This window comes from Gluconobacter sp. Dm-62 (genome assembly GCF_018256155.1).
Classification (GTDB): domain Bacteria; phylum Pseudomonadota; class Alphaproteobacteria; order Acetobacterales; family Acetobacteraceae; genus Gluconobacter.
In genome coordinates this window covers 1-20,428 of the sequence record NZ_JAERLY010000016.1, presented here as the reverse complement: position 1 = coordinate 20,428, position 20,428 = coordinate 1, and the positions used below count along the sequence as shown (strand labels likewise).

At 60.9% G+C, this 20,428-nt stretch carries 20 protein-coding genes and 1 pseudogene; 6 read left to right on the top strand and 15 right to left on the bottom strand.

What is annotated here, in order from left to right:
- The 4 genes from dxs to JK202_RS13000 all read right to left on the bottom strand — a co-directional run bounded on the left by dxs (position 1) and on the right by JK202_RS13000 (position 3,493).
- Positions 1 to 1,983, bottom strand: a complete 1,983-nt coding sequence (gene dxs, locus JK202_RS13015; RefSeq protein WP_211561718.1) for a 1-deoxy-D-xylulose-5-phosphate synthase — start codon at positions 1,981 to 1,983, stop codon at positions 1 to 3.
- 4 nt (positions 1,984 to 1,987) lie between these two features.
- Positions 1,988 to 2,893 carry a polyprenyl synthetase family protein gene (locus JK202_RS13010; protein WP_211561717.1) on the bottom strand — a complete coding sequence of 302 codons (906 nt, stop codon included), beginning with the start codon at positions 2,891 to 2,893 and terminating at the stop codon, positions 1,988 to 1,990.
- Positions 2,890 to 3,141 (bottom strand): exodeoxyribonuclease VII small subunit, encoded by a 252-nt coding sequence (locus JK202_RS13005; protein ID WP_011251836.1) that lies wholly within the window; start codon positions 3,139 to 3,141, stop codon positions 2,890 to 2,892. The genes JK202_RS13010 and JK202_RS13005 overlap by 4 nt, the downstream gene beginning before the upstream one ends.
- Positions 3,142 to 3,238: 97 nt before the next feature.
- Positions 3,239 to 3,493: a sulfurtransferase TusA family protein gene (locus JK202_RS13000; protein ID WP_211561716.1), complete on the bottom strand. Its 255-nt coding sequence runs from the start codon at positions 3,491 to 3,493 to the stop codon at positions 3,239 to 3,241.
- A gap of 169 nt (positions 3,494 to 3,662) precedes the next feature.
- On the opposite strand from JK202_RS13000, the gene JK202_RS12995 reads away from it, so the two are divergent.
- Positions 3,663 to 4,007, top strand: a complete 345-nt coding sequence (locus tag JK202_RS12995) for a hypothetical protein (RefSeq protein ID WP_211561715.1) — start codon at positions 3,663 to 3,665, stop codon at positions 4,005 to 4,007.
- A 10-nt stretch (positions 4,008 to 4,017) separates the two neighbouring features.
- Positions 4,018 to 4,497 (top strand): hypothetical protein, encoded by a 480-nt coding sequence (locus JK202_RS12990; protein ID WP_211561714.1) that lies wholly within the window; start codon positions 4,018 to 4,020, stop codon positions 4,495 to 4,497.
- 114 nt (positions 4,498 to 4,611) lie between these two features.
- On the opposite strand, the gene JK202_RS12985 is transcribed toward JK202_RS12990, so the two are convergent.
- From JK202_RS12985 to JK202_RS12975, 3 genes are all read right to left on the bottom strand, one after another.
- Positions 4,612 to 5,400, bottom strand: a complete 789-nt coding sequence (locus JK202_RS12985; RefSeq protein WP_211561713.1) for a hypothetical protein — start codon at positions 5,398 to 5,400, stop codon at positions 4,612 to 4,614.
- A gap of 58 nt (positions 5,401 to 5,458) precedes the next feature.
- The gene (locus JK202_RS12980; protein ID WP_211561789.1) at positions 5,459 to 6,790 is read right to left on the bottom strand and encodes an NCS2 family permease; all 1,332 of its coding nucleotides are present in this window, start codon (positions 6,788 to 6,790) and stop codon (positions 5,459 to 5,461) included.
- A gap of 85 nt (positions 6,791 to 6,875) precedes the next feature.
- On the bottom strand, positions 6,876 to 8,942 hold the full coding sequence (locus JK202_RS12975) for an AsmA family protein (RefSeq protein WP_249200070.1): 2,067 nt from the start codon (positions 8,940 to 8,942) through the stop codon (positions 6,876 to 6,878).
- A gap of 190 nt (positions 8,943 to 9,132) precedes the next feature.
- On the opposite strand from JK202_RS12975, the gene JK202_RS12970 reads away from it, so the two are divergent.
- Positions 9,133 to 9,690 (top strand): biliverdin-producing heme oxygenase, encoded by a 558-nt coding sequence (locus tag JK202_RS12970; protein WP_211561711.1) that lies wholly within the window; start codon positions 9,133 to 9,135, stop codon positions 9,688 to 9,690.
- Here the strand turns inward: JK202_RS12970 and JK202_RS12965 are convergent.
- The 7 genes from JK202_RS12965 to efp form a co-directional block, all read right to left on the bottom strand.
- Complete coding sequence (locus JK202_RS12965; protein WP_211561709.1) at positions 9,681 to 11,087, bottom strand: glycosyltransferase family 2 protein; 1,407 nt, start codon at positions 11,085 to 11,087, stop codon at positions 9,681 to 9,683. The two genes, JK202_RS12970 and JK202_RS12965, sit on opposite strands and share 10 nt — an antisense overlap.
- Before the next feature lie 10 nt (positions 11,088 to 11,097).
- Complete coding sequence (gene lepA, locus JK202_RS12960; protein WP_211561707.1) at positions 11,098 to 12,900, bottom strand: translation elongation factor 4; 1,803 nt, start codon at positions 12,898 to 12,900, stop codon at positions 11,098 to 11,100.
- Positions 12,901 to 12,984: 84 nt separating this feature from the next.
- The gene (locus JK202_RS12955; RefSeq protein WP_211561705.1) at positions 12,985 to 13,986 is read right to left on the bottom strand and encodes a peptidoglycan -binding protein; all 1,002 of its coding nucleotides are present in this window, start codon (positions 13,984 to 13,986) and stop codon (positions 12,985 to 12,987) included.
- Positions 13,987 to 13,989: 3 nt separating this feature from the next.
- A complete protein-coding gene (locus JK202_RS12950) occupies positions 13,990 to 15,126 on the bottom strand; it encodes a flagellar motor protein MotA (RefSeq protein ID WP_211561703.1) in 1,137 nt (378 codons plus the stop codon).
- Between the two features lie 18 nt (positions 15,127 to 15,144).
- Positions 15,145 to 15,909, bottom strand: a complete 765-nt coding sequence (locus JK202_RS12945; protein ID WP_211561701.1) for an OmpA family protein — start codon at positions 15,907 to 15,909, stop codon at positions 15,145 to 15,147.
- Positions 15,910 to 15,969: 60 nt separating this feature from the next.
- Complete coding sequence (locus JK202_RS12940) at positions 15,970 to 16,797, bottom strand: inositol monophosphatase family protein (protein WP_211561699.1); 828 nt, start codon at positions 16,795 to 16,797, stop codon at positions 15,970 to 15,972.
- A gap of 6 nt (positions 16,798 to 16,803) precedes the next feature.
- A complete protein-coding gene (gene efp, locus JK202_RS12935; protein ID WP_211561697.1) occupies positions 16,804 to 17,370 on the bottom strand; it encodes an elongation factor P in 567 nt (188 codons plus the stop codon).
- 216 nt (positions 17,371 to 17,586) lie between these two features.
- On the opposite strand from efp, the gene JK202_RS12930 reads away from it, so the two are divergent.
- Positions 17,587 to 17,895 carry a carboxymuconolactone decarboxylase family protein gene (locus JK202_RS12930; RefSeq protein WP_099286815.1) on the top strand — a complete coding sequence of 103 codons (309 nt, stop codon included), beginning with the start codon at positions 17,587 to 17,589 and terminating at the stop codon, positions 17,893 to 17,895.
- Between the two features lie 31 nt (positions 17,896 to 17,926).
- On the opposite strand, the gene JK202_RS12925 is transcribed toward JK202_RS12930, so the two are convergent.
- Positions 17,927 to 18,997, bottom strand: a complete 1,071-nt coding sequence (locus tag JK202_RS12925) for a lysine-2,3-aminomutase-like protein (RefSeq protein WP_211561695.1) — start codon at positions 18,995 to 18,997, stop codon at positions 17,927 to 17,929.
- A gap of 53 nt (positions 18,998 to 19,050) precedes the next feature.
- Between JK202_RS12925 and epmA the strand changes: the two genes are divergently transcribed.
- Both epmA and JK202_RS12915 read left to right on the top strand, forming a co-directional pair.
- Positions 19,051 to 20,058: an EF-P lysine aminoacylase EpmA gene (gene epmA / locus JK202_RS12920; RefSeq protein ID WP_211561693.1), complete on the top strand. Its 1,008-nt coding sequence runs from the start codon at positions 19,051 to 19,053 to the stop codon at positions 20,056 to 20,058.
- 110 nt (positions 20,059 to 20,168) lie between these two features.
- A pseudogene (locus JK202_RS12915) lies at positions 20,169 to 20,428 on the top strand (hypothetical protein); the annotation flags it as partial.

Genomic DNA, 20,428 nt, shown 5'->3' with positions numbered 1-20,428 from the left:
TCAGGCGGACTGCTGGGCGACTTCGACGCCCAGTGCGGCTGCTGCGACATGCACGATGTTCGGCGCGGTCAGGCCGGCTTCCTCGTACTGTGCGTCCTGCGTGTTGTGATCGATGTAGCGATCCGGCAGGGCGAGCGGGCGGAACTTCACCTTGTCCAGCAGGCCGGTTTCGGCAAGGTGCTGAACGACGAGGCTGCTGAAGCCGCCAATGGCGCCCTCTTCAAGCGTGATGAAGACTTCGTGCTGGTTTGCCAGTTCTTCCACCAGAGCCTTGTCGATCGGCTTGGCGAAGCGGGCATCGGCGACCGTGACCGGAACGCCCTGTGCGGCCAGTTGATCGGCTGCGCGCAGGGATTCGTGGATACGCGGGCCAAGCGACAGGATGGCGACGCCACCGCGGGCGTTCGGTGCGCGGCGTGCTTCGCGCACGATGCGACCCTTGCCGATTTCCAGAACTTCGCCCTTCTCCGGCAGATCCAGGCCGATGCCACTGCCGCGTGGATAGCGGAAGGCGATCGGGCCGGCATCATATTCGCAGGCTGTGGCCGTGGCGTGGAGCAGCTCAATTTCGTCGGACGGCGCCATAACGACCATGTTCGGCAGGCAGCACAGATAGTTCAGATCGAAGGCACCGGCGTGGGTGGCACCATCTGCACCGACCAGGCCAGCGCGGTCGATGGCGAAGCGGACCGGCAAATTCTGCAGGGCGACGTCATGGACGACCTGATCGTAGGCGCGCTGCAGGAAGGTCGAATAGATCGCGCAGAACGGGCGCAGACCTTCGGATGCGATACCGGCGGCGAAGGTAACGGCGTGCTGCTCGGCAATGCCCACGTCGAAGAAGCGATCCGGATAGGCCTTGGCGAAAGCGTTCAGGCCTGTGCCCGACGGCATGGCGGCGGTGATCGTGACCAACTTGTCGTCGGTCTTGGCGCGGCGCATGAGCTCGCGGCTGAAGATGGACGTGTAGCTCGGCGGACCGGCCGGGGCTTTCTTCTGCTCGCCCGTGACGACGTTGAACTTGCTGACGGCGTGGTACTTGTCACCGGCGGCTTCGGCGGGTTTGTAACCGCGGCCCTTCTCGGTGATGATGTGCAGCAGGATCGGGCCCTGATCGTCGGCGTCGCGCAGGTTGCGCAGGATCGGCACGAGCTGGCTCATGTCGTGGCCGTTGACCGGGCCGACATAATAGAAGCCGAGTTCTTCGAACAGCGTGCCGCCCGTGATCATGCCGCGGGCATATTCTTCGGCGCGCTTGGCGGTGCGCTCGATCTTGCCTGGAAGACGCTTGGCGACCTTGCCTGCGAGATCGCGCAGACTGAAGAACTGGCGGGAGGACATGAGGCGGGACAGATAGTCCGACATCGAGCCGACCGGCGGGGCGATCGACATCTCGTTGTCGTTCAGCACCACGATCAGACGGTTCGCGCCGGGGCCTGCGACAGCGGCGTTGTTCATAGCTTCATAGGCCATGCCAGCCGAAATCGAGCCGTCGCCGATCACGGCGATGACGTTGCGTTCGTGATAGCTCGGGTCTTCTTCCGCGCGCAGGTGGTGCGCCACGGCCATGCCGAGGCCAGCCGAAATCGACGTGGAAGAATGAGCGGCGCCGAACGGGTCGTATTCGCTTTCCGCGCGGCGGGTGAAGCCGGACAGGCCCTCGGGCTGGCGCAGGGTGCGGATGCGGTCGCGGCGGCCCGTCAGGATCTTGTGCGGATAGGCCTGATGCCCGACGTCCCAGATAATGCGGTCGTCCGGTGTGTTGAACACGGCGTGCAGGGCAACGGTCAGTTCGACCACGCCGAGAGACGCGCCGAGATGGCCGCCCGTAGTGGAGACGGCGTCAACGGTTTCCGAGCGCAGTTCGTCGGCAAGCTGCTTGAGCTGGTCGACGGACAGGTTCCGCATGTCGGCAGGGAAGCGGACGCGATCCAGCTCCGGATAGCGGCCATAGGTGGGAATCGTGGAGGACTTCTTGCTCATGGGATCAGTTCCTGCGCTCGACGACATAATCTGCCAGTGCCCTGAGGGCGTCGGCCTGTGCACCGAAAGATGAAAGAGCCTCCCGGGCCCGGTCGCTCAGGCGACGGGCTTCGGCGCGGGCACCATCAATGCCGAGCAGGGAGACATAGGTTGATTTGCCGCTGGCTTCGTCCTTGCCGGCGGTTTTGCCGAGTTCCTCGGCGGTGGCTGTGGAATCCAGAACGTCATCGGCGACCTGAAACGCCGTGCCGAGATCACGGCCATAGGCCACGATGGCGGCGCGGCGTGCGTCGTCCACATCAGCCAGAATAGCGCCTGACTCGGCGGCATAGCGGATGAGGGCGCCGGTTTTTAGGGCATGCAGACGGCGGACCTGATCCAGCGGGAGGGCGCGGCCTTCGCCACGGATGTCGATGACCTGACCGCCGACCATGCCTGCCGATCCGGAGGCCTGTGCAAGGGCGAGGGCCAGATTGGCGCGGACCGTCGGGTTGGCGCTGGTTTCGGGTTCGACGAGAATTTCGAAGGCGCGGGTCTGAAGGGCGTCACCGGCCAGAATCGCGATGGCTTCGTCGAACTGCTTGTGCGTGGACGGCTGGCCGCGTCGCAGGTCGTCGTCGTCCATGGACGGCAGATCGTCATGCACCAGCGAATAGGCGTGAAGGAGTTCAACCGAAGCGGCGACACGCAGGGCTGCTTTGCGGTCGGCACCGAACAGTGTCGCAACTTCGACAGCCAGAAAGCCGCGCAGACGCTTGCCGCCGCCGAGGGCCGCATAGCGCATGGCATCGAGAAGAACGGACTCGTCTCCTGGTACCATGGGCAGCAGGGTGTCGATCGTGTTTTCGATTTCGGCACAGGCGCGGGCGAGCGCGTCTTTCAGGGAAACGGACGGGGTAGGGGCATTCATCGGCCGGACTCTCCGGTATCGGCAAGAGGCTCCGTGCCTGTCGTGCCGTCATCGTTTTGCACGATGGCGCGGACACGCATCTCGGCCTCTCCCAGCTTCGCGTCACAGTGTCTGCGCAGGGCAGCACCGCGTTCATAGGCGGAAATAGCGTCCTCGAGCTTCATCTGGCCGCCTTCAAGGCCGCGGACGATCCTCTCCAGTTCGGAGAGAGCATCCTCAAAAGACATGGCATCAATGGGTTCGGGCATGAAAAGCCTCAAGGCACACTTTGGAACAAGGTAGCGAGGGGATTACAGGCAGAAGACAGGTTTTGCCAGCCCCGAGCATGGGAACGCTGGAGTTTCTTCAGGAGGGTGACGTTTCTGCACGTCGCCGGATCATGAAGGAAAGCACGCCTGCGGTGTCTGTAAACGCAATCAGCGCATGACCGGTTTCGCGGCAGTAGGACTGGAAATCCGCCACGGATGCGCGGTCCGTGGCGAGGATGCGCAGCTTCGCACCCGGTGGCATGTCGCGAAGGGCGCGATTGGCCTTGAGGACGGGCATCGGGCAGGCCAGGCCGCGCAAATCAAGGAGGGTTTCTGTCAGGGGAGCGCTCATGGGGCATTATTATGCGCCTATCCAAGATAGGCGCCAAGGCGGCTTTCCCTGTTCCAGATAGTGGTTTTAAGGTTTTCGTTGATAAACGGCGTGCTTGTTTCTATATTAATGGCTTAATGCCACAAAAAGCGTTCCTCTCGGGGAGCGCTTTTTTTATTTGGGGGACGGCATGTCGGACAGGGAAGGCCTGACGATCAGTTTGGCTGATGGAAATGAGAGACGCGCTTATACGCTTCGGATGCTCGAGGACCGGGTGCTGCGGCTGGAGACGATCGCGGGGGGGCTTTCGGATCGGTACGAGGAACTGCGCAATGAGATGCGGCAGGAAATCTCATCGCTGCGGGATCAGATGAAGCTGCTGGAGACGAAGGTCGACGAGGGGAATCGTGTCGTCAATGGAAAGCTGGATCGCCTGATCGGGGGGCGGGCTGTCATTACGGGGATCATCACGCTGCTGACGTCCATTCTTGGGACGGGCATGGTGCATTTTGCCCTGTCCCTGAGCACAAAGTGAGGGGGCGGGCATGAGTGGAATTGATGCAGGCCAGCTCAAGCATCTGGTGGTGGCCCCGGCGCTGGCGGCGCTGGGACTTGACGGCGAGGTTGCGGTCAATCTGGTGACGGGAACGGCTCTGGCGGAGAGCCGGGGGGCTTATGTCAGGCAGATTGGCGGGGGCCCAGCTCTGGGGCTGTGGCAGATGGAGCCTGCGACGCATGACGACTGCTGGGTCAATTTTCTGTGTTATCCGGTCGGAAAGCGGTTCGAGCGGATTCTGCAGGGGATGCTGTCGCAGGATCTGCCCAGAAGCGCGCAGCTTGTCTCAAACCTGAGATATGCGTCCGCGATGGCACGTATTCGGTATTACCGGGTTTCGGCTCCCTTGCCGACCACGAGCGATCCCGCGGTTCTGAGCCGCTTTCACAAGCAATATTACAATACTGCTGCCGGAGCTGCGGACCCGGTGAGCAATATCCCGTTTTTCCGTCAGGCAGTTACAGTTTGAGCGCGGGGGAGCGGTGCCGGGGAATGTATGCATCACGCTCCCGACACCGCACGACTGTTTAAACCGGTTTAATATGACGGAATAGTGGCAAGCACCGTTAGAAAACGGATCGTGTCAGGACACAGGCGCGGAAAGGGGGAGCGTCCGCGTGGAAAGGTCGCCTTTGAAAGTCGTGCTGCCGGTATGGGTCAGGGAGAGGCCACGGTGGAGTGAAACCTGCCCTCCCATTTCAATCCAGCGGCGGCAGAATGCGAAATCTTCGGAAAGATATGTTCGAGTGTCGGGGTCGATCAGACAGTCGAACAGGGCGTAGGCATCTGATGATGGTGTGTTCAGATGCCTGCATTCTGTTTTGGCGTCGATGCGGTTGTAACGGGTCTCGGGGTAGTGGGCGATCATGTCGAGGACCATCTGGCGGGTCATGAGCATGAAGCCTGTGCCGATATAACAGACGTTTGCGATTTCGCCCGTTGCGCTGCCGTCGTGCAGGGCGGCGCAGTCTCCGACATAGCGCAGGCTGGCTGTTCTGGGCTCTTCGCCAGCGGCGACGAAACGGTCCGTATCGCTGTCCCAGTAATGGGATTTCAGCGGATAGGCACCCCCGATCAAAGGCCGGTCTGCATCCAGCAAAGCGAGAATATCGGTGATGGAAAAGCCGATGTCGCTATCGATGAAAAGAAGATGGGTGGCATCTGACAGGCTTACGAACTGATGCAGCAATGTGTTGCGCGCCCGGGTGATCAGGGCATCGCTGCCAATTGTGGACAGGGTCAGCTGCAGATTGTGGGTCGGCGCCGAGGCCATGCAGCCGATGATGGACTGCATGTACTCCAGGGTGATGGTGCCGCCGAAGCAGGGCGTGGCGATAAAGACGTGGCGTGGGCTGGCAGGACAGGAAGTCATGAAAGACAACCTGCCCGAAAATCATGAAGAAAGAGCTAAAAACAGCGGCCTAAAGTTCCTAGGCGCCCATATGGGCCTGAAGCACCATATAAAAGACGAAGGCTGCATCCAGACCGAGAACAATGGGGGTCAGGCGCTGGAACTGGCGTGTGGCGATGGCCAGGGCGGTGTAAATCAGCAGGCCACAGGACAGGCTCAGCATGAAATTGCCCGTGACACCTGCGATGAGCAGCATGGTCAGGGGCGGGATGGCTTCTGCGGGCGTTTCCGCAACCCGGCTGAGGCTGCCCAGCATGTTCAGTCCGACGAGAATGAGCACGGGAGCCGTGGCAATCGCTGGAATGGCGGTGATGAGCGGCCAGAAAACCGAGGACAGGGCAAACAGGACGGCGACGACCAGCGCGCTTAGGCCCGTACGGCCACCGGCTTCGACACCTGCCAGACTCTCGACATAAGCCGAGACCGTACAGGTTCCGAGGGAAGCTCCGATGATGCTGGCGGCTCCATCCGAACCGAAAGCGCGATGGTCGAGAGCAGGTTTCTCGACGGTTCCATCCAGACCGGCGCGGTGGGCGACACTCATCATGGTTGCCGTCGCGTCAAAGAAGTCACTCAGCAGGAAATAGAGCGTGATGGGGACGAGCAACCCGAGATGGGAAAAATATTCGTGGAAATCGAAAGGGAGGAAGAGGTTGGTCGGGTAGTGTGGCCAGTCCAGAAGCTGTGCTGGCAGATGGGTGATCGGGCCTGAAGGTGTCTGGATGAAGAGGCCCGCCACGGTAATGGCGAGGATGGCGATGAGCAGACCTGCCGGGACGCGCAGCACGACCAGAATGGCGCTGAGGACAACGCCAGCCATGCTGAGCAGGACGGAGGGATTGCTCAGGGCGCCGAAAGTCAGCCCCTCCGGTGAGGGTACGGCGATGCCGCCTGTGGTCAGGCCGATCCGGGCGATGAAGGCACCCAGAGCAATCTGGATGCCGAGGACGATTGAGGGCGGGAAGCCCCGGATGATGCGCTGGCGGATCTGGCTCAGGGAAAGGGCCGTAAAGCACAGGCCGCTAAACAGGACGACCGTGAAGGCCGTGCGCGGGCTCACATGGGCCTGCTGAACGACAACCTGCGCGAACAGAACGTTGCTGCTCATCGCGGGGGCGAGAGCAATCGGAAGCCTGGCCCAGAGCGCCATCAGGAGCGTTCCGGCGACGGCGCCGGCGATCGTCGTCATGACCATGTCATGGCGATCCAGACCGGCCGCCGAGAGGATGGCGGGATTGACGGCCACGATATAGGCCATGGCCCCGAAGACCGTCAGTCCGGCAATGACCTCACGCGGGATCGTTGAACCGCGGGCCGTGATATGGAACCAGCGGTCGAGTCTGGATAGCAGCAAGCGGACACTCCGGGGGCAGGGGATAGCTGGACCAAGCTATAGTCAAAAAAGCTGTCCCTGCCATGGTCCGGACCGTATCTTTTCATTTCGGGTTCGATTTTTTCTCCCATGCCTTATGGACTTCTGCCGGACTTAGGCGACGATGTGACGTTTTGGCATGTTTTTCGTTCGTTTTCGGTGCTGCCTTTGAAACGCTGCTCGGGCCCGCGCCTGTTGTCTTGCCGGGAGCAATGCCGGCTGCAGGGTGTTCGTTGGCTTCCAAAACAGCTTTTTCGCAGGCTGAACCTTTACCGACACCAAGCTGAATCGTCGGGATCAGGGCTGCGGGCGGAAAGACGATGCCGAGACCTACGGAAGCGGCCACGCGACCGATCAGTTCAGCACCAGGCATGATTGTCGGGCTCTTCATGGATCCGAAGATATGGACCGCGCCGGGCAGGGACAGGATCTGTGGACCGATGGAGCGGGTGGTGACGGCGTAGTCCAGCGTGTCCTTATGGAAATTGACGGTTCCCGTGCCCATCGTACGGGTGGTGCCGGTTTGCAGAAGCATCGAGTTGGTGTGCACGATGCCGTCCTTCAGCGGTAGGTCGGCCACGAGGCATTCAAGCTTCGAGCGGTCCGGAATACCGAGGGCGGACAGGATGGCAGAGCCGAGTTTGAGGCCCAGAAGATCGGGCAGGAGGGCTGTAACGTCGCCACCGCGGTCCAGAACGAGTGTTGTGCCACCATCGCCGTTTTCTACGAGGGTTGCGACCGAATTGCCGGTCGAGGTCAGCGTTACATGACCGCCGATCGTGCCTTCGCCCTGGAACATATCCTTGGACGTCATGATGCGGGACAGCGGCAGACGGGAGACGTCGAGGCGGAAACGGGTGTGGAACTGCTCGTTTTTCGTGGGCTCAAGTGTTGCATTCGCGGAGATAGTGCCCGTGCCGGTCGCGAAGGTCAGGTGCTTGAGGTCGATGGCACCATCGCGGACGTTCAGCTCCGTGTCGATATTGTCCAGAGGCCAGTTTTTGTTGCGGATATGATCGCCGTGATAGGTTAGGTGGACGTTCGCGGCGTTGAGCTTCGGAACATTGATTTTCTTGTCCGGCAGAACGCGGGCGCTGGCCGGCTCGGCTTTTTTCGCCTCGCCGGGCTGCGCGCCGATGAAGCCGCCCAGATCCGCCAGATCGACCGAATGTGAGTGCAGTGCTGCTTCCACGAAGATCGGCTTTTGATGTGGATCGACGTTGATGTCTCCGCCGATATCCGACGAGCCCATATGTCCTTCAAATTTCTGGAAACGAATTGCGCGATCGGAATAGGCAAGATTGCCGGTGACGCTGTAGGCCGGAGTCTGCGGGATGGGGACGCCCGTCAGCGGGTAGAGGAGCGCCATGTCCGGACCCGCAAAATGCAGCGCAAGGTTGGTGCCTTGGAAATGGATCGGATCGTCCACCGTGCCACGGAGCGTGACATAGGTCGGGCCGTTGGCGAGGCGTCCGTCGATCGGATAGGGGTGTGTTGCATCTGTCAGGCTGAGGAGCGCGCCGCCTACGATATGTCCGGTAATCGGAGCCTGTGCATAGCGGCCCTTGAGGTCGATCACGAGATGGCCTTCGTCGCCATCTTTCGGGGCTTCGGTATGGATGAGGACATGCATGTCCGTCTTGAGCTTTGCGAGAGCCAGACGGATGTCGCCGTCATTGATTTCGATCTTGCCAAGCTTTGGCAGGGATGTCGTAGAGGACGAAGACGTTTGGGAGGACGTGTCTGAAGATGACGCGAAAGTGTAGTTATTTGTTCCATTGAGGAGCGAGACGATATCGCCTTTGGGCGTGTCGGCGCGGATCAGCGGCAGGGAGAGGCCGCCGCCTGTCAGGTAACGCCAGACGTCAACCGTGACAGTGATCGCCCTAGCGGAGGCAAAATCGTCTTTTTCCTTCTCAAAGCCTTCCGGCTGACCGATTTTGAGATCATCGACAGTGACTGTGGTTTTGAAACCGAGGCCGACATGCAGATGCGCGATGGTGACCGGACGGTGCAGCGCTGCGGTGGCCTTACGGCCGATATAGGGAACGAACCAGTCCCACTGCCAGACCAGAATCAGGATGATGATGGCGGCTACCAGTGTTCCGAACACACCCCCGACAGTTTTCAAAAGCAGATGTCGTTTTCCCGGTTTCGTAGAATTTTCGTCTGCAGGGGAAGGCTGCCGGGGTGGGGTGCTGCTCAACGGGGTGGTCTCCGAAATCCGGGGGGCGTGTCAGAAGGAATATGTTCGTTGCAAGTCACTCTAATTACGGACAGAACCGAAAACGGTTTCACAGCGTATTGGAAGATCAGCACGAATGGAGACATTGGAACGCGCGGGGGAGCAGAAGGGTAAAGGTCTGGCGGAGCTGCGACATGTCAGCCGCAAGGCGCATGAGGCCGTCGATGCAGCCTTCTCTCACTTCGAGCTTTCGGATCCAAAATCCTACGGAGCCTTCCTGACGGCTCATGCGCACGCGCTTGTCGCGGCGGAGGCGTATCTAAGCCGGCATGCTGCTTCGGTACCGCCATGGCGTCCGCGGCTGGGACTGCTCAAGGACGACCTGCAGCAGATGGGTCTGCCCGTACCGTCTGCACTTCACGAAATTTCTTCTCAAGACGAGGGGGCAGCGCTGGGTGTGCTGTATGTTCTGGAAGGATCACGACTTGGGGGACGTGTATTGTCAGGACGCGTGCCGGAAGGATTGCCCACACGTTATCTGTCAGCAGTCTATCAAAAAGGGGAGTGGCCAGCGTTTCTGGATCATCTCGGGCGATATCTGGATGAAAGCGAAGCGTCCCGCAGCCAGGCGGTGACGAATGGCGTGGTGGAGACGTTTGCTCTCTTTCAGAAGAGCGCAGCTCTTCAGGGCTGAAGCGGACGGAGTGGCATGACGTTTTGCGGAACGAGACCGGGAAATGTTAGGGAAAGCCGTGCGGCTTCTTCAAACGGCAGCATCGCAATCGCGCATCCCAGTGCGCTGGCATCGGGGGCCGGAAGCCGGTCAATCCCCCGGAGCAGACCCGCAAGATTGTGACCTTCCGCCGTTAGAACCATGAAGCCAGTCATGCGGCTGTAAAGTGCCGTAGTTGCCTCGATACTGGTGGGTGGGTGATCGGCGAGGGCTATATGGATTTTTTCACCGTTGACGGGAGATAGAATTAGATTGTCCGCAGTCATGATCCGCAACGGCACCATCGGCAACAATGCTGGTGAGCCAGAGAGGGGAAGGTAACGACCGGAAAGCGGATTTTCTGCGAAGATACAGGCGTTCCAAGCGCTCGTTTCTGAAACTTCAAGAGCCAGAATGAGCGCGTTGTAGCGGCCAAAATTCATGTCTCCCGCTCCGACCGATGCCAGTGATCCTGTCTGTGTGTCCAGCATCAGGCGTTGGGTCTGACCCAGCGTGCAGAAACGAAATCGTGGTGTGGAGCGATGAGGCAATGGAACGGTGAGTTGTGATGGGCTCAACTCAAGTTCCTCAAGAATGGCTTTGTCTTTATGCGTAATGGTACCCTTGAGGCGCCAGTAAAGATCCGTGAGCGATGCCTGCACGATGGAAGACGCGATACGGCGGCTTTCGGGAAGCCAGCGGCTTGCGCCTGTGTATTCGGCGTCATTGCGGTCGAAGTTTTGCCAGGCCTTCTCAGGGGATGCGCTTGAATTGCGGCGCAAGAAACTTTCGCGATCGCTGGCAGCGAAATGAAGGATGCGGCTTTCGGTCCAGTTTGCATCGCGCTCAAGCGCCGCGAACGGGTCAGGCGGGTTGCCGCCAATCTGACGAGGCTGAACAAGATGTCGGACGACGCGATGATCGGGCAGGTTCAGCAGGCCGTGACGGGTATAGGTTTCAACGGGAGAGAACGCTGAGGGAACCTGTCGTCCCGAGGAGCCAAAGAGGCACCAGTTAACCGGAAGCACGGCTTCGGTGGCGTTGGCAGTGAATTCGGCGACGGAGCGTGCAGTCTCGAAATGGAGATATTCGTCCGCCGCCAGGATCATCATCCAGTCGAATTCATCCTGCCCCTGTTTGAGGGCTTGTTCATGAAATCGCTTCTGACGATCAAGTCGTGTTGTCAGCGTTACATCGGAAGACTGGACCCGGATGTCGTAAAGCGACGCGGCATTTGACAGCACCGCGCCTGTTCCATCAGTCGAATGGTCATCACAGACAATCAGGGTTGAAAACCCGACTGTCGCATGATGGGCCAGCCACCATCCGATCGTGTCGACTTCGTTGTGAACGAACAGGATGGCGGCGCTTTTCGACATAAGGCAGGGATCAGTCCATTTTCAGGGCGGCGAGGAAGGCGCTTTGGGGGATTTCGACCTTGCCGAACTGCCGCATGCGCTTCTTGCCTTCCTTCTGCTTGTCCAGAAGTTTGCGCTTACGGGAAATGTCACCGCCATAACACTTGGCCGTCACATCCTTGGACAGCGCGCCGATCGTTTCACGGGCGATGACCTTGGAGCCGATGGCGGCCTGAATGGCGATCTTGAAGAGCTGCTTGGGGATCAGGTCCTTGAGCTTCGCACAGATGGAGCGTCCGCGCTGTTCGGCGACGGTGCGGTGCGAGATGAAGGACAGGGCATCCACCGGCTCGTGATTTACGAGGATGGAGATGCGCACGAGATCGCTCTCTTCGTAGCCGTCCATCTGGTAGTCGAACGAGGCATAGCCGCGGCTGATGGATTTCAGGCGATCGTAGAAATCGAACACCACTTCGTTCAGTGGCAGGCGATAGACGGCCATGGCGCGGTTGCCGACATATGTCAGATCCATCTGGACGCCACGGCGTTCGGAGCAGAGCGTCAGGACCGGGCCGAGATATTCGTCCTGAACCATGATGGTCGCCTTGATCCAGGGCTCCTCGATGGTTTCGATCTTGCTCAGCTCCGGCATGTCCGCCGGGTTGTGCAGATCCTCCGACGTGCCGTCCGTCATGTGCATCTTGTAGACCACGGACGGAGCGGTCGCGATCAGGTCGAGATTGAACTCGCGGGACAGACGTTCCTGAATGATTTCCAGATGCAGCAGGCCGAGGAAGCCGCAACGGAAACCAAAGCCCAGCGCCGCAGAGGTCTCGGCCTCGAAGTGGAACGAGGCGTCGTTCAGGCGCAGCTTGCCGAGACTGTCACGCAGCTTTTCGAAATCATCGGCATCGATCGGGAACAGGCCACACCACACGACCGGGATGGAAGGTTTAAAGCCCGGAAGAGCTTTGGGGGCAGGACGCTTGTCGAGCGTGACGGTGTCACCGACATTGCAGTCCGCGACGGTCTTGATGGCGGCGTTGATGTACCCCATCTCGCCTGGACCGAGGCTGTCGACCGACTGCATCTTGGGCAGGAACACGCCGACCTGATCGACATGATAGGTCGCGCCGGTCTGCATCATTCGGATGCGGTCACCGCGCTTGAGGCGTCCGTCCTTGATGCGGACTAGAATGATGACGCCCAGATAGGCATCGTACCAGCTATCCACCAGCAGGGCCTGAAGCGGGGCTTCGGCATCGCCTGTGGGGGCAGGGAGGCGCTGGACGAGGGCTTCGAGCACGCCTTCGATATTGATGCCGGTCTTGGCGCTGATTTCGACGGCATCATCGGCCGGGATGCCAACCACATCCTCAATCTGGGCGCGGACGCGCTCGGGCTCGGCAGCCGGCAGATCGATCTTGTTCAGGACCGGGACGATTTCGTGATTGGCATCGAGCGCCTGATAGACGTTGGCCAGCGTCTGGGCTTCCACGCCCTGCGAGGCGTCCACGACCAGAAGCGATCCTTCACAGGCGGCCAGTGAGCGGCTGACTTCATAAGCGAAGTCGACATGGCCCGGCGTGTCCATCAGGTTCAGCGTGTAAACCTTGCCGTCCTTGGCCGGATAGGTCAGACGGACGGTCTGCGCCTTGATGGTGATCCCGCGCTCCTGTTCGAGCTCCATCGAATCGAGGACCTGGTTTTTCATCTCACGCGCGGTCAGCGCGCCACAGGCCTGGATCAGGCGATCGGCCAGCGTCGATTTGCCGTGATCGATATGAGCGATGATCGAGAAATTGCGGATAAGGGAGAGCGGGGTATCGGTCATGGCTGCTACATAAGGGATTATCGCAGAAATGTCAGTAGATCTGCGCAAAAGCCTGCCTTTGTGAAAAGGCAGGCGGGAGAGGGATCAGCGATCCGTCAGACGGAACTCGATCCTGCGGTTTCTGGCGTAGGCCGCCGGTGTGCTGGCAGCGTCCAGAGGCTGGTAGTCGGCAAAGCCCGTGGCTGCGAGATGGCGTGGATCCACACCTTCCGCAATCAGCAGTTTGACCACGGTAATGGCGCGTTCGGACGACAGTTCCCAGTTGCTGGGAAAGGCACTGTGAATCGGCTGGCGGTCGGCATGACCGTCCACGCGCAGAATCCAGGGAAGATCCGTCGGGATTGTTGAGGCGACCTGCTTGAAGGTGTGGGCAAGGGTCGTGATTTCTTTGCGGCCTTCAGGCGTCAGATCGGCACTGCCCTGCGGAAACAGGATTTCCGACTGGAAGACGAAGCGGTCTCCCACGACATTCACGCCCTTCTGGTCTTTCAGCAGGTCCCGCAGTCGTCCGAAGAACTCCGAGCGGTAGCGTTTGAGCTGATTGACCTTGTCGGCCAGCGCCAGATTGAGCTTGTTGCCAAGATCCGCAATCTGGGCGTCCTTGCCCTGTTCGGCTTTCTTTTCAATGTCGAGGGCGTTGCTGATCGCCTGAAGCTGACGGGTCAGTTCTTCAACCTGAGCCTGAAGATCCGAGATCTTGCTGTTCTGCTGCTTGCTCGTGTCATCAGCCGAAGCGAGTGCCTGATCCTTCGACTGAAGCTGCCCCGTGAGGGCGGCGATCTGGGTCGAGAGAGTCTGGAGCTGGACCTGATTATGCTGTTTTTCGTCCGACAGTGTGGCGACGGTCGAGGACAGGCTTTTGTTCTTGTCTTCCGTCATCGACAGCATGTGAGACAGCTCGGCCAACTGCTTTTGCAGGGCATCGAGCGTGTGTTCGCGCCGTGACAGCGAGACCGAAAGGAACTGCTGCCCCACCACGAAGACGAGCAGAACGAAGGTGACGACCATCAGCAGGGTGGACAGGGCGTCCACATAGCCGGGCCAGGCATCAAGGGCGTTGTGGGATCCGCGTCTGCGCCGGGCCATGGATCAGTCCTGCCTGCCGGGGGAGGGCGTCGTGCTGCCGGAGGCGGCTGCGATCGTACGGGCCAGAACACGCAGATCGTTGCGAAGCTCGCCGATTGTCTGGGCGCGGCCTTCATGCAGTTCCTGAATCAGGCGGCTGAGATGTGTCTCGATCCGCAGAAGCGCTGTTCCCTGCGATCCCGGACCATCATCGCCCATATGGCGCAGAAGGGCGGTCTGGGTTTCGGCGGTACGGGTCATGAGCGTCTGGTTTGCGGCCAGCAGGTCCGTCATGCCGCGCAGACGTTCCTGCAGGCTGTCGAGCATATGCAGTTCGCGGACGCGGTTTTCCTCGCTGCGGGAGACGGCGTTCTGGAGTGTTTCCAGATTTTCAGCGGTCTGTTCGAGCAGAGCCTGAACATAGGCCGGAACGGGCGCGCCATCGCTGTCGATCGACGTGCTGCCGCTCACGCGCGTTACGCCAGCCAGCCATTCTTCCAGTTCATTGAAAAAGCGCGTCTGGGCCTGTCCGGCCGTCAGATCCAGAAATCCGAGAACCAGTGCGCCAGCGAGGCCAAACATTGAGCCCGAGAAGGCTGTGGACATGCCAGCCAGTGGTCCGGCAAGGCCTGTCTTGAGCTGGTTGAACATGACGTCCATGTCACCGCTGCCTGCGGACATGTTCCCAATAACACCGGCAATCGAGCTGACCGTCAGCAGAAGGCCGTAGAACGTGCCCAGCAGGCCCAGAAAGATCAGGAGCTGCGTCATGTAGCGGGAGATTTCCCGGCTTTCGTCCAGACGCGACGACAGGCTGTCGAGCATGGCCTGTGTGGTCTGGGTCGAAAGCGTCAGGCGGTCCGTGCGGTTGCGGGCCGCCAGCATGCTAGCCATAGGTGCAAGCAGGCGCGGTGCCTTGGGCGCGGCCAGACCGGCGCGCGGTTGGCGCAGCAGTTCAACCCACTGCACTTCCGGCATCAGGCGCTGGACGACATGAAGGTTCCACAGGATGCCCAGCAGGAGCACGCCAAGGATGATGGCATCCAGCTTCGGATTGGCACTGAAGGCGTGAAGCAGGGTCGTACCCATTGTCGCGGCCAGAAGGCCAACCGCGACAAGGAAAACGGCCATTCGTAGCAGATAGGTCGTAGGACGTGTCACGGCGTGTCTTTCCTGATTTTATTTTGGCATGCCGTTTGCGGAAGGGGCGGGGGTGTCGACGGGATTTGTCTCGATGACAACATCCAGTCGGTCAGCAGGCGCACTGTCACCGGCATCCGGGCGCCCCAGCGCGCGGGGATAAAGGCGGGTCGTGGCGACGCCTGCATGAATGAAGATCGAGCGGACAGCGAGAGCCCGTGCCAGCGCAATCCGGCGCGGCATGGAGACGTCATCGCCCGGTAACGTGGCGTGGGCAATCAGCAGGATGCGCTGTTCCGGATGGCGGGACAGTTCAGTTCCGTAGTCCTGGAGCGCTTTGAGGCTGTCAGCGTTCAGCGCTTCGCTGCCCGACGGGAACAGGACCCGCATTCCGCCATCAGGGAGCGGTGCCGTGTGGCTTGCAGCATCGGCGACAGCCGTGACGTCGGCAGGTGGCACAGGAGGGTGGATCTGGACGGGCACGAAAGGCGGCGGAATGACAACCGGCGGCGGGGGAGCCGCGGGGACACCGGGGACGGTTGTGTGAGTCGGGGCGCTTTTGGCAGGAGCTGCCGCGGAGGTCTTTGCGGCGGCCGGGGTCGTTACGGAGGAACTGCGGGTTCCAGTCTTCCGGGCAGCACGACCCGCGGGATGGGGCGTTGAGGTCGGTTTTTTGGTGGAGGGGGCTGACTTGGCTTGAGGCAGATCATCCAGATTGCTGGTGACCTGTGCCTGTGCGGCGGACAGCGAAAGGCAGGCCAGAAAGGCCGCCAGAGGAAGGGAGGAGGGGATCGGCCTGTACATGTCAGACCGATCCTAGACGAGGCCTCACGACTCCCGCAATGGGGCGTGAGGGCAGTTTCGTCAGCTCCGGTTCAGGGCCTCGTGCACAAGGGCGCGAAGGGGGCCGTGAAGGTTGGTGTTTCCAGCAACGACATTGACGTCATCGGGAACGTCATGGAGTTCGTTTCCGTCCGGATCGGTCGCATAGCCACCGGCTTCACGGACCAGAAGCAGGCCTGCTGCGCAATCCCACGGCTTGATGCCGAATTCCCAGTAACCGTCGTAACGGCCTGCTGCGACCCATGCGAGATCAAGCGCAGCGGCACCGAAACGGCGAATCCCTGCGACCTGAGGCATCAGGGCGCCGAGGACGCGGGCGAACGGCAGACGGCTGCTGCCCGGAACCTTAGCAAAGGGAATACCCGTTGCGAAAACGGCTTCCAGCATATTGCGACGGCCGGAGACGCGGAGGCGGCGCTCGTTAAGGAACGCGCCTACGCCTTTTTCAGCCCAGAACATCTCATTGGCGGCCGGGTTGTAGACAACCGCAGCGGCCAGCTCGACCGTTCCGTCCTGAAGCCTGCGCTGAAGGCCAATGGAAATGGCCCAGTGCGGGATGCCGTGCAGGAAGTTCGTCGTGCCGTCCAGCGGATCGACAACCCAGCGCCAGGTCCAGTTGTCCCCGCCCGAAGCGCCGCTTTCTTCCATCAGGAAGGCGTAGCCCGGCCGCGCACGGCTCAGTTCCTCGCGGAGGATGGTTTCGGCGCGCAGATCTGCCTGGGAGACGAAATCTCCGGGGCCCTTGATGCTGACCTGAAGCTGTTCGACCTCTGCAAAGTCACGGAGCAGACGGCGCGAAGCCTTCTGCGCAGCGCCCTGCATGACGGCCATGTGCGGGGAAAGACGCATGATGGATCAGTCCTTCGCGCGTTCGACGTAGGACGCGTCTTCCGTGCGGACAACGATGCGCTCACCGGCTTCGATGAACGGCGGAACCAGCGTCTTGACGCCATTGGACAGCACGGCAGGCTTGTAAGACGAGCTGGCGGTCTGGCCCTTGACGACAGGGTCGGCTTCCGTGATTTCCAGCGTCACATGCGGCGGCAGTTCCACGCCCACCGGGTCGCCTTCGACCAGCTTGACGTTCAGCGTCATGTTATCCTGCAGGAACGCGAACTGGTCGCCGAAGATGTCCTTGGCGAGGATCAGTTGCTCGAACGTTTCCGGGTCCATCAGGACGACATTGTCACCATCCATGTAGGAATAGGTGTATTCCTTGTCTTCCGTCATCAGACGTTCGACGGAATCCGCAGTTCTCCAGCGTTCGTTGGTCTTGTTGCCTGTCTTGAGGTCGCGCATTTCGACCTGGATGAAGGCGCCACCCTTGCCCGGGGTGATGATCTGCTGCTTGAGAACCGTCCAGCGGCGACCGTCGTGCTCGATGACCTGGCCGGCCCGGATAAGGTTGGCTTGCTGTTTCATGCTTGTGTCCTGATGACCCTGGGGTAGGGATTTTCTGTCACGTCTTGTGGGCTTCTAGCGCCGCACGGGGGCTCTAAGCAAGGCACAAGGGGCGTGGGACGCGCGGGGACTTCAGGAAAGTGTGAAGGGCAGGGGGCTTGGGGCGAGGCGTCGGTCGGGTCATGTCAGACTATGTGTGGGTCCTGAGGGTCAGGGCGAAACGCAAGGAGAAGACGCATGTACGATATGAAGAACCTCTCGCGCATTTCCCATCTTGAAGCCAATGCCTCCAAGGGCATGGAGGCTTTCTGGCAGTTTGATCGCGCGGCTTTCGAGGAAGGGGCCGTCAGCGCCCTGACCAAACAGCTTGCCGCCGTGGCCGTCGCGCTGACGACCCAGTGTCCGTATTGTATTGAACTTCATGTGAAGGCCGCGCGCGAAGCCGGGGCGACGGATGCCCAGCTTTCCGAAATCGCGCTGGTGGCCGCCGCTATCCGTGCAGGCGGTGCCATCACACACGCCACGCATATGTTCGAGGCGAAATAAGCCCCCGCTTTCCGGGACCGGGCGGAGGGCGTCAGGTGAAGTCGCAGACGTCTCCGCCCGGGGTTGAGACCGTCCCTGGAGAGGCTGGGTCCAGATATTCCGGCCCGATCGGGACTTTACCCCGCCCGCCCGGAATATCCAGAACATAGGTCGGCCAGGCGAGGCCGGTGACGCGCCCGCGGAGTTGTCGCAGTAGGGCCTGACCTTCTGCAACCGGAACATGGAAATGTCCCGTGCCGGCGGCCGCGTCCAGATGGTGCAGGTAATAGGGTTTGACCCGTGCCTTCACGAAAGCCCGCAGCAGGGCTTCCAGACTCTTGACAGTATCATTGACCCCGCGCAGCAGAACGGACTGTGACAGGACCGGGATGGCGCGGGACAGGACGGAGCGGATGGCCTTTGTGGCCTGCGGGGTCAGTTCGCTGGCATGGTTGGCGTGCACGACCAGCCACATGGCGCGGTCCGTCTCCATCGCATCCAGAAGCTCTTCCGTCATGCGGGCCGGATCGGCGACGGGCACGCGGGAATGGATGCGGATGGTCTCGATATGGGGAATGTCGGACAGGGACTGCACGATATGCTTCAGCCGACGCGGGGCCAGCATAAGCGGATCGCCCCCCGTGAGGATGATTTCGCGGATATAGGGATGTGCGCGGACCCAGTTCAGAGCGGCTTCGAGTTCCGCATCGCTGAGAAGGCCGCCGCCGGGCCCGACATGTTCGCGTCGAAAACAGAAGCGGCAATAGAGGGGGCAGACCAGCAGGGGCTTGAGCAGCGCACGATCTGCATAGCGATGGACGATTCCGGGAACGGGCGAGAGCGCGTCGTCACCGATCGGGTCAGGGTCTTCGTGGGGCAGCGTGATGAGTTCGCGCGCGTCGGGAATGACCTGCCGGGCGATTGGGTCGTCCGGATGCGTGATCAGGTCCTGAAAAGCCGGTGGAATGGCCATCGTGAAGCGTTCGCCCACCGCTTCGAGCGTGGCGCGGTCCCCTTCTGCGGACAGACCTGCATCGATCAGGTCGGAGGGTGTGCGGAGGGTGGAACGTCTTGCGGACTGTCCCGCAGAATGCTTTTGGGCTGTCTTGACCATATCATGCATGTGATGCCTCTAGCGGTGCGGGTCCCCGTTTTGCAACAGGAGCGATAGACGCCATGACCGTATTGTCCGCCGGACTATCTGTTGATTCGACCCGGATTGCCGAGCGCCTGCCGCTGCTCGAACGGCGCTCACAGATGGTGAGATCCGTCCGGGCGTTTTTTGAAGAACGCGGTTATCTGGAAGTCGAGACGCCCTGTGCCGTTCCCGTTCCGGGTGAAGAGGTTCATCTGCGGTGCTTCAGAACGGAGCTTGAGCACCCTGACGGCTCCCGTGAGGCGCGGTTCCTGCATATGAGTCCGGAATTCGCGATGAAGCGGATCGTGGCCGCCACAGGGCGTTCCGTGTTCCAGATGGCCCGTGTCTGGCGCAATGGTGAGGCGAGCAACACGCATGCTCCCGAATTCACCATGCTGGAATGGTATCGGCCGGCGGCCGATCTGTCGTCTCTCATGGACGAGACGGAAGATTTCCTGCGCGCCCTTCTGCCGTCTGTTGTGCACCGGGGGATGGATGTCATTGATCTGTCACTCCCCTTCGAGCGTCTGACGATGCAGGCTGCGTTCGCGCGCTATGTAGGGGCTGATCTGCTGGGAACGGCCGGGAATGCCGAAGCGCTGGCGGAACAGGCGCATGTTGGCCTGCGGAATGGGGAGACCTGGGAAGATCTGTTTTTCCGCCTTCTTCTGGAACGCGTCGAGCCCGTGATCGGGCGCGAACGGCCGACATTCCTGACGCACTGGCCTGCCGAACAGGCCGCTCTTGCACGGCGGGATCCGACGGATGAGCGCGCGGCCCTGCGGTTTGAGCTCTATGTCGGGGGGCTGGAACTGGCGAATGCGTTCGAGGAACTGACGGACCCGGTGGAGCAGCGGGAGCGTTTTGTAACGGATCGCAAGCGCCGTATCGATCTGTCGCCGGATCAGGACTGGCCGGTGGACGAGGCGTTTCTCGCGGCGTTGCCGGATCTGCCGCCCTGTTCGGGGATTGCGCTCGGGTTTGACCGGCTGGTGATGCTGGCGACCGGGGCGCCGCGGATCAGTGACATTTTGTGGTTGGCCTGATCTTTTCGGAACTTGCAGGAGTTTTAATCCTTCTTTTGCGTCAGAAGGGCTAGAACGTGTCGAAAGAGGAACATGACCGCGTTGCAGCGGCACAGTCGGGGAAGATGAAGATGAAAAAAGTTTGTATGCTGTCCGTCCTGGTGCTGCTGGGTCTTTCCGCCTGTGAAGTCCCGACCCTTCAGCAGCGCAAGGTGCTGGATTCCATGGTCGGAAAATCCGAAGTGGACGTCCTGCGCCAGTTTGGTGTGCCGACCCGCAACTATGATGCGCAGGGCCATAGCTTCCTCGCCTATATCGACAACCAGACCCAGTATTCCGGCGGTGGTGGCTGGGGCTGGGATGGCTGGAACGGCGGTTGGGGCGGTATGGG

What these genes read in the sequence shown, in the direction of transcription:
- dxs (WP_211561718.1), bottom strand. Translation starts at nt 1,983, where the DNA reads ATGAGCAAGAAGTCCTCCACGATTCCCACCTATGGCCGCTATCCGGAG.
- JK202_RS13010 (WP_211561717.1), bottom strand. Translation starts at nt 2,893, where the DNA reads ATGAATGCCCCTACCCCGTCCGTTTCCCTGAAAGACGCGCTCGCCCGC.
- JK202_RS13005 (WP_011251836.1), bottom strand. Translation starts at nt 3,141, where the DNA reads ATGCCCGAACCCATTGATGCCATGTCTTTTGAGGATGCTCTCTCCGAA.
- JK202_RS13000 (WP_211561716.1), bottom strand. Translation starts at nt 3,493, where the DNA reads ATGAGCGCTCCCCTGACAGAAACCCTCCTTGATTTGCGCGGCCTGGCC.
- JK202_RS12995 (WP_211561715.1), top strand. Translation starts at nt 3,663, where the DNA reads ATGTCGGACAGGGAAGGCCTGACGATCAGTTTGGCTGATGGAAATGAG.
- JK202_RS12990 (WP_211561714.1), top strand. Translation starts at nt 4,018, where the DNA reads ATGAGTGGAATTGATGCAGGCCAGCTCAAGCATCTGGTGGTGGCCCCG.
- JK202_RS12985 (WP_211561713.1), bottom strand. Translation starts at nt 5,400, where the DNA reads ATGACTTCCTGTCCTGCCAGCCCACGCCACGTCTTTATCGCCACGCCC.
- JK202_RS12970 (WP_211561711.1), top strand. Translation starts at nt 9,133, where the DNA reads ATGGAGACATTGGAACGCGCGGGGGAGCAGAAGGGTAAAGGTCTGGCG.
- JK202_RS12965 (WP_211561709.1), bottom strand. Translation starts at nt 11,087, where the DNA reads ATGTCGAAAAGCGCCGCCATCCTGTTCGTTCACAACGAAGTCGACACG.
- lepA (WP_211561707.1), bottom strand. Translation starts at nt 12,900, where the DNA reads ATGACCGATACCCCGCTCTCCCTTATCCGCAATTTCTCGATCATCGCT.
- JK202_RS12955 (WP_211561705.1), bottom strand. Translation starts at nt 13,986, where the DNA reads ATGGCCCGGCGCAGACGCGGATCCCACAACGCCCTTGATGCCTGGCCC.
- JK202_RS12945 (WP_211561701.1), bottom strand. Translation starts at nt 15,909, where the DNA reads ATGTACAGGCCGATCCCCTCCTCCCTTCCTCTGGCGGCCTTTCTGGCC.
- JK202_RS12940 (WP_211561699.1), bottom strand. Translation starts at nt 16,797, where the DNA reads ATGCGTCTTTCCCCGCACATGGCCGTCATGCAGGGCGCTGCGCAGAAG.
- efp (WP_211561697.1), bottom strand. Translation starts at nt 17,370, where the DNA reads ATGAAACAGCAAGCCAACCTTATCCGGGCCGGCCAGGTCATCGAGCAC.
- JK202_RS12930 (WP_099286815.1), top strand. Translation starts at nt 17,587, where the DNA reads ATGTACGATATGAAGAACCTCTCGCGCATTTCCCATCTTGAAGCCAAT.
- JK202_RS12925 (WP_211561695.1), bottom strand. Translation starts at nt 18,997, where the DNA reads ATGCATGATATGGTCAAGACAGCCCAAAAGCATTCTGCGGGACAGTCC.
- epmA (WP_211561693.1), top strand. Translation starts at nt 19,051, where the DNA reads ATGACCGTATTGTCCGCCGGACTATCTGTTGATTCGACCCGGATTGCC.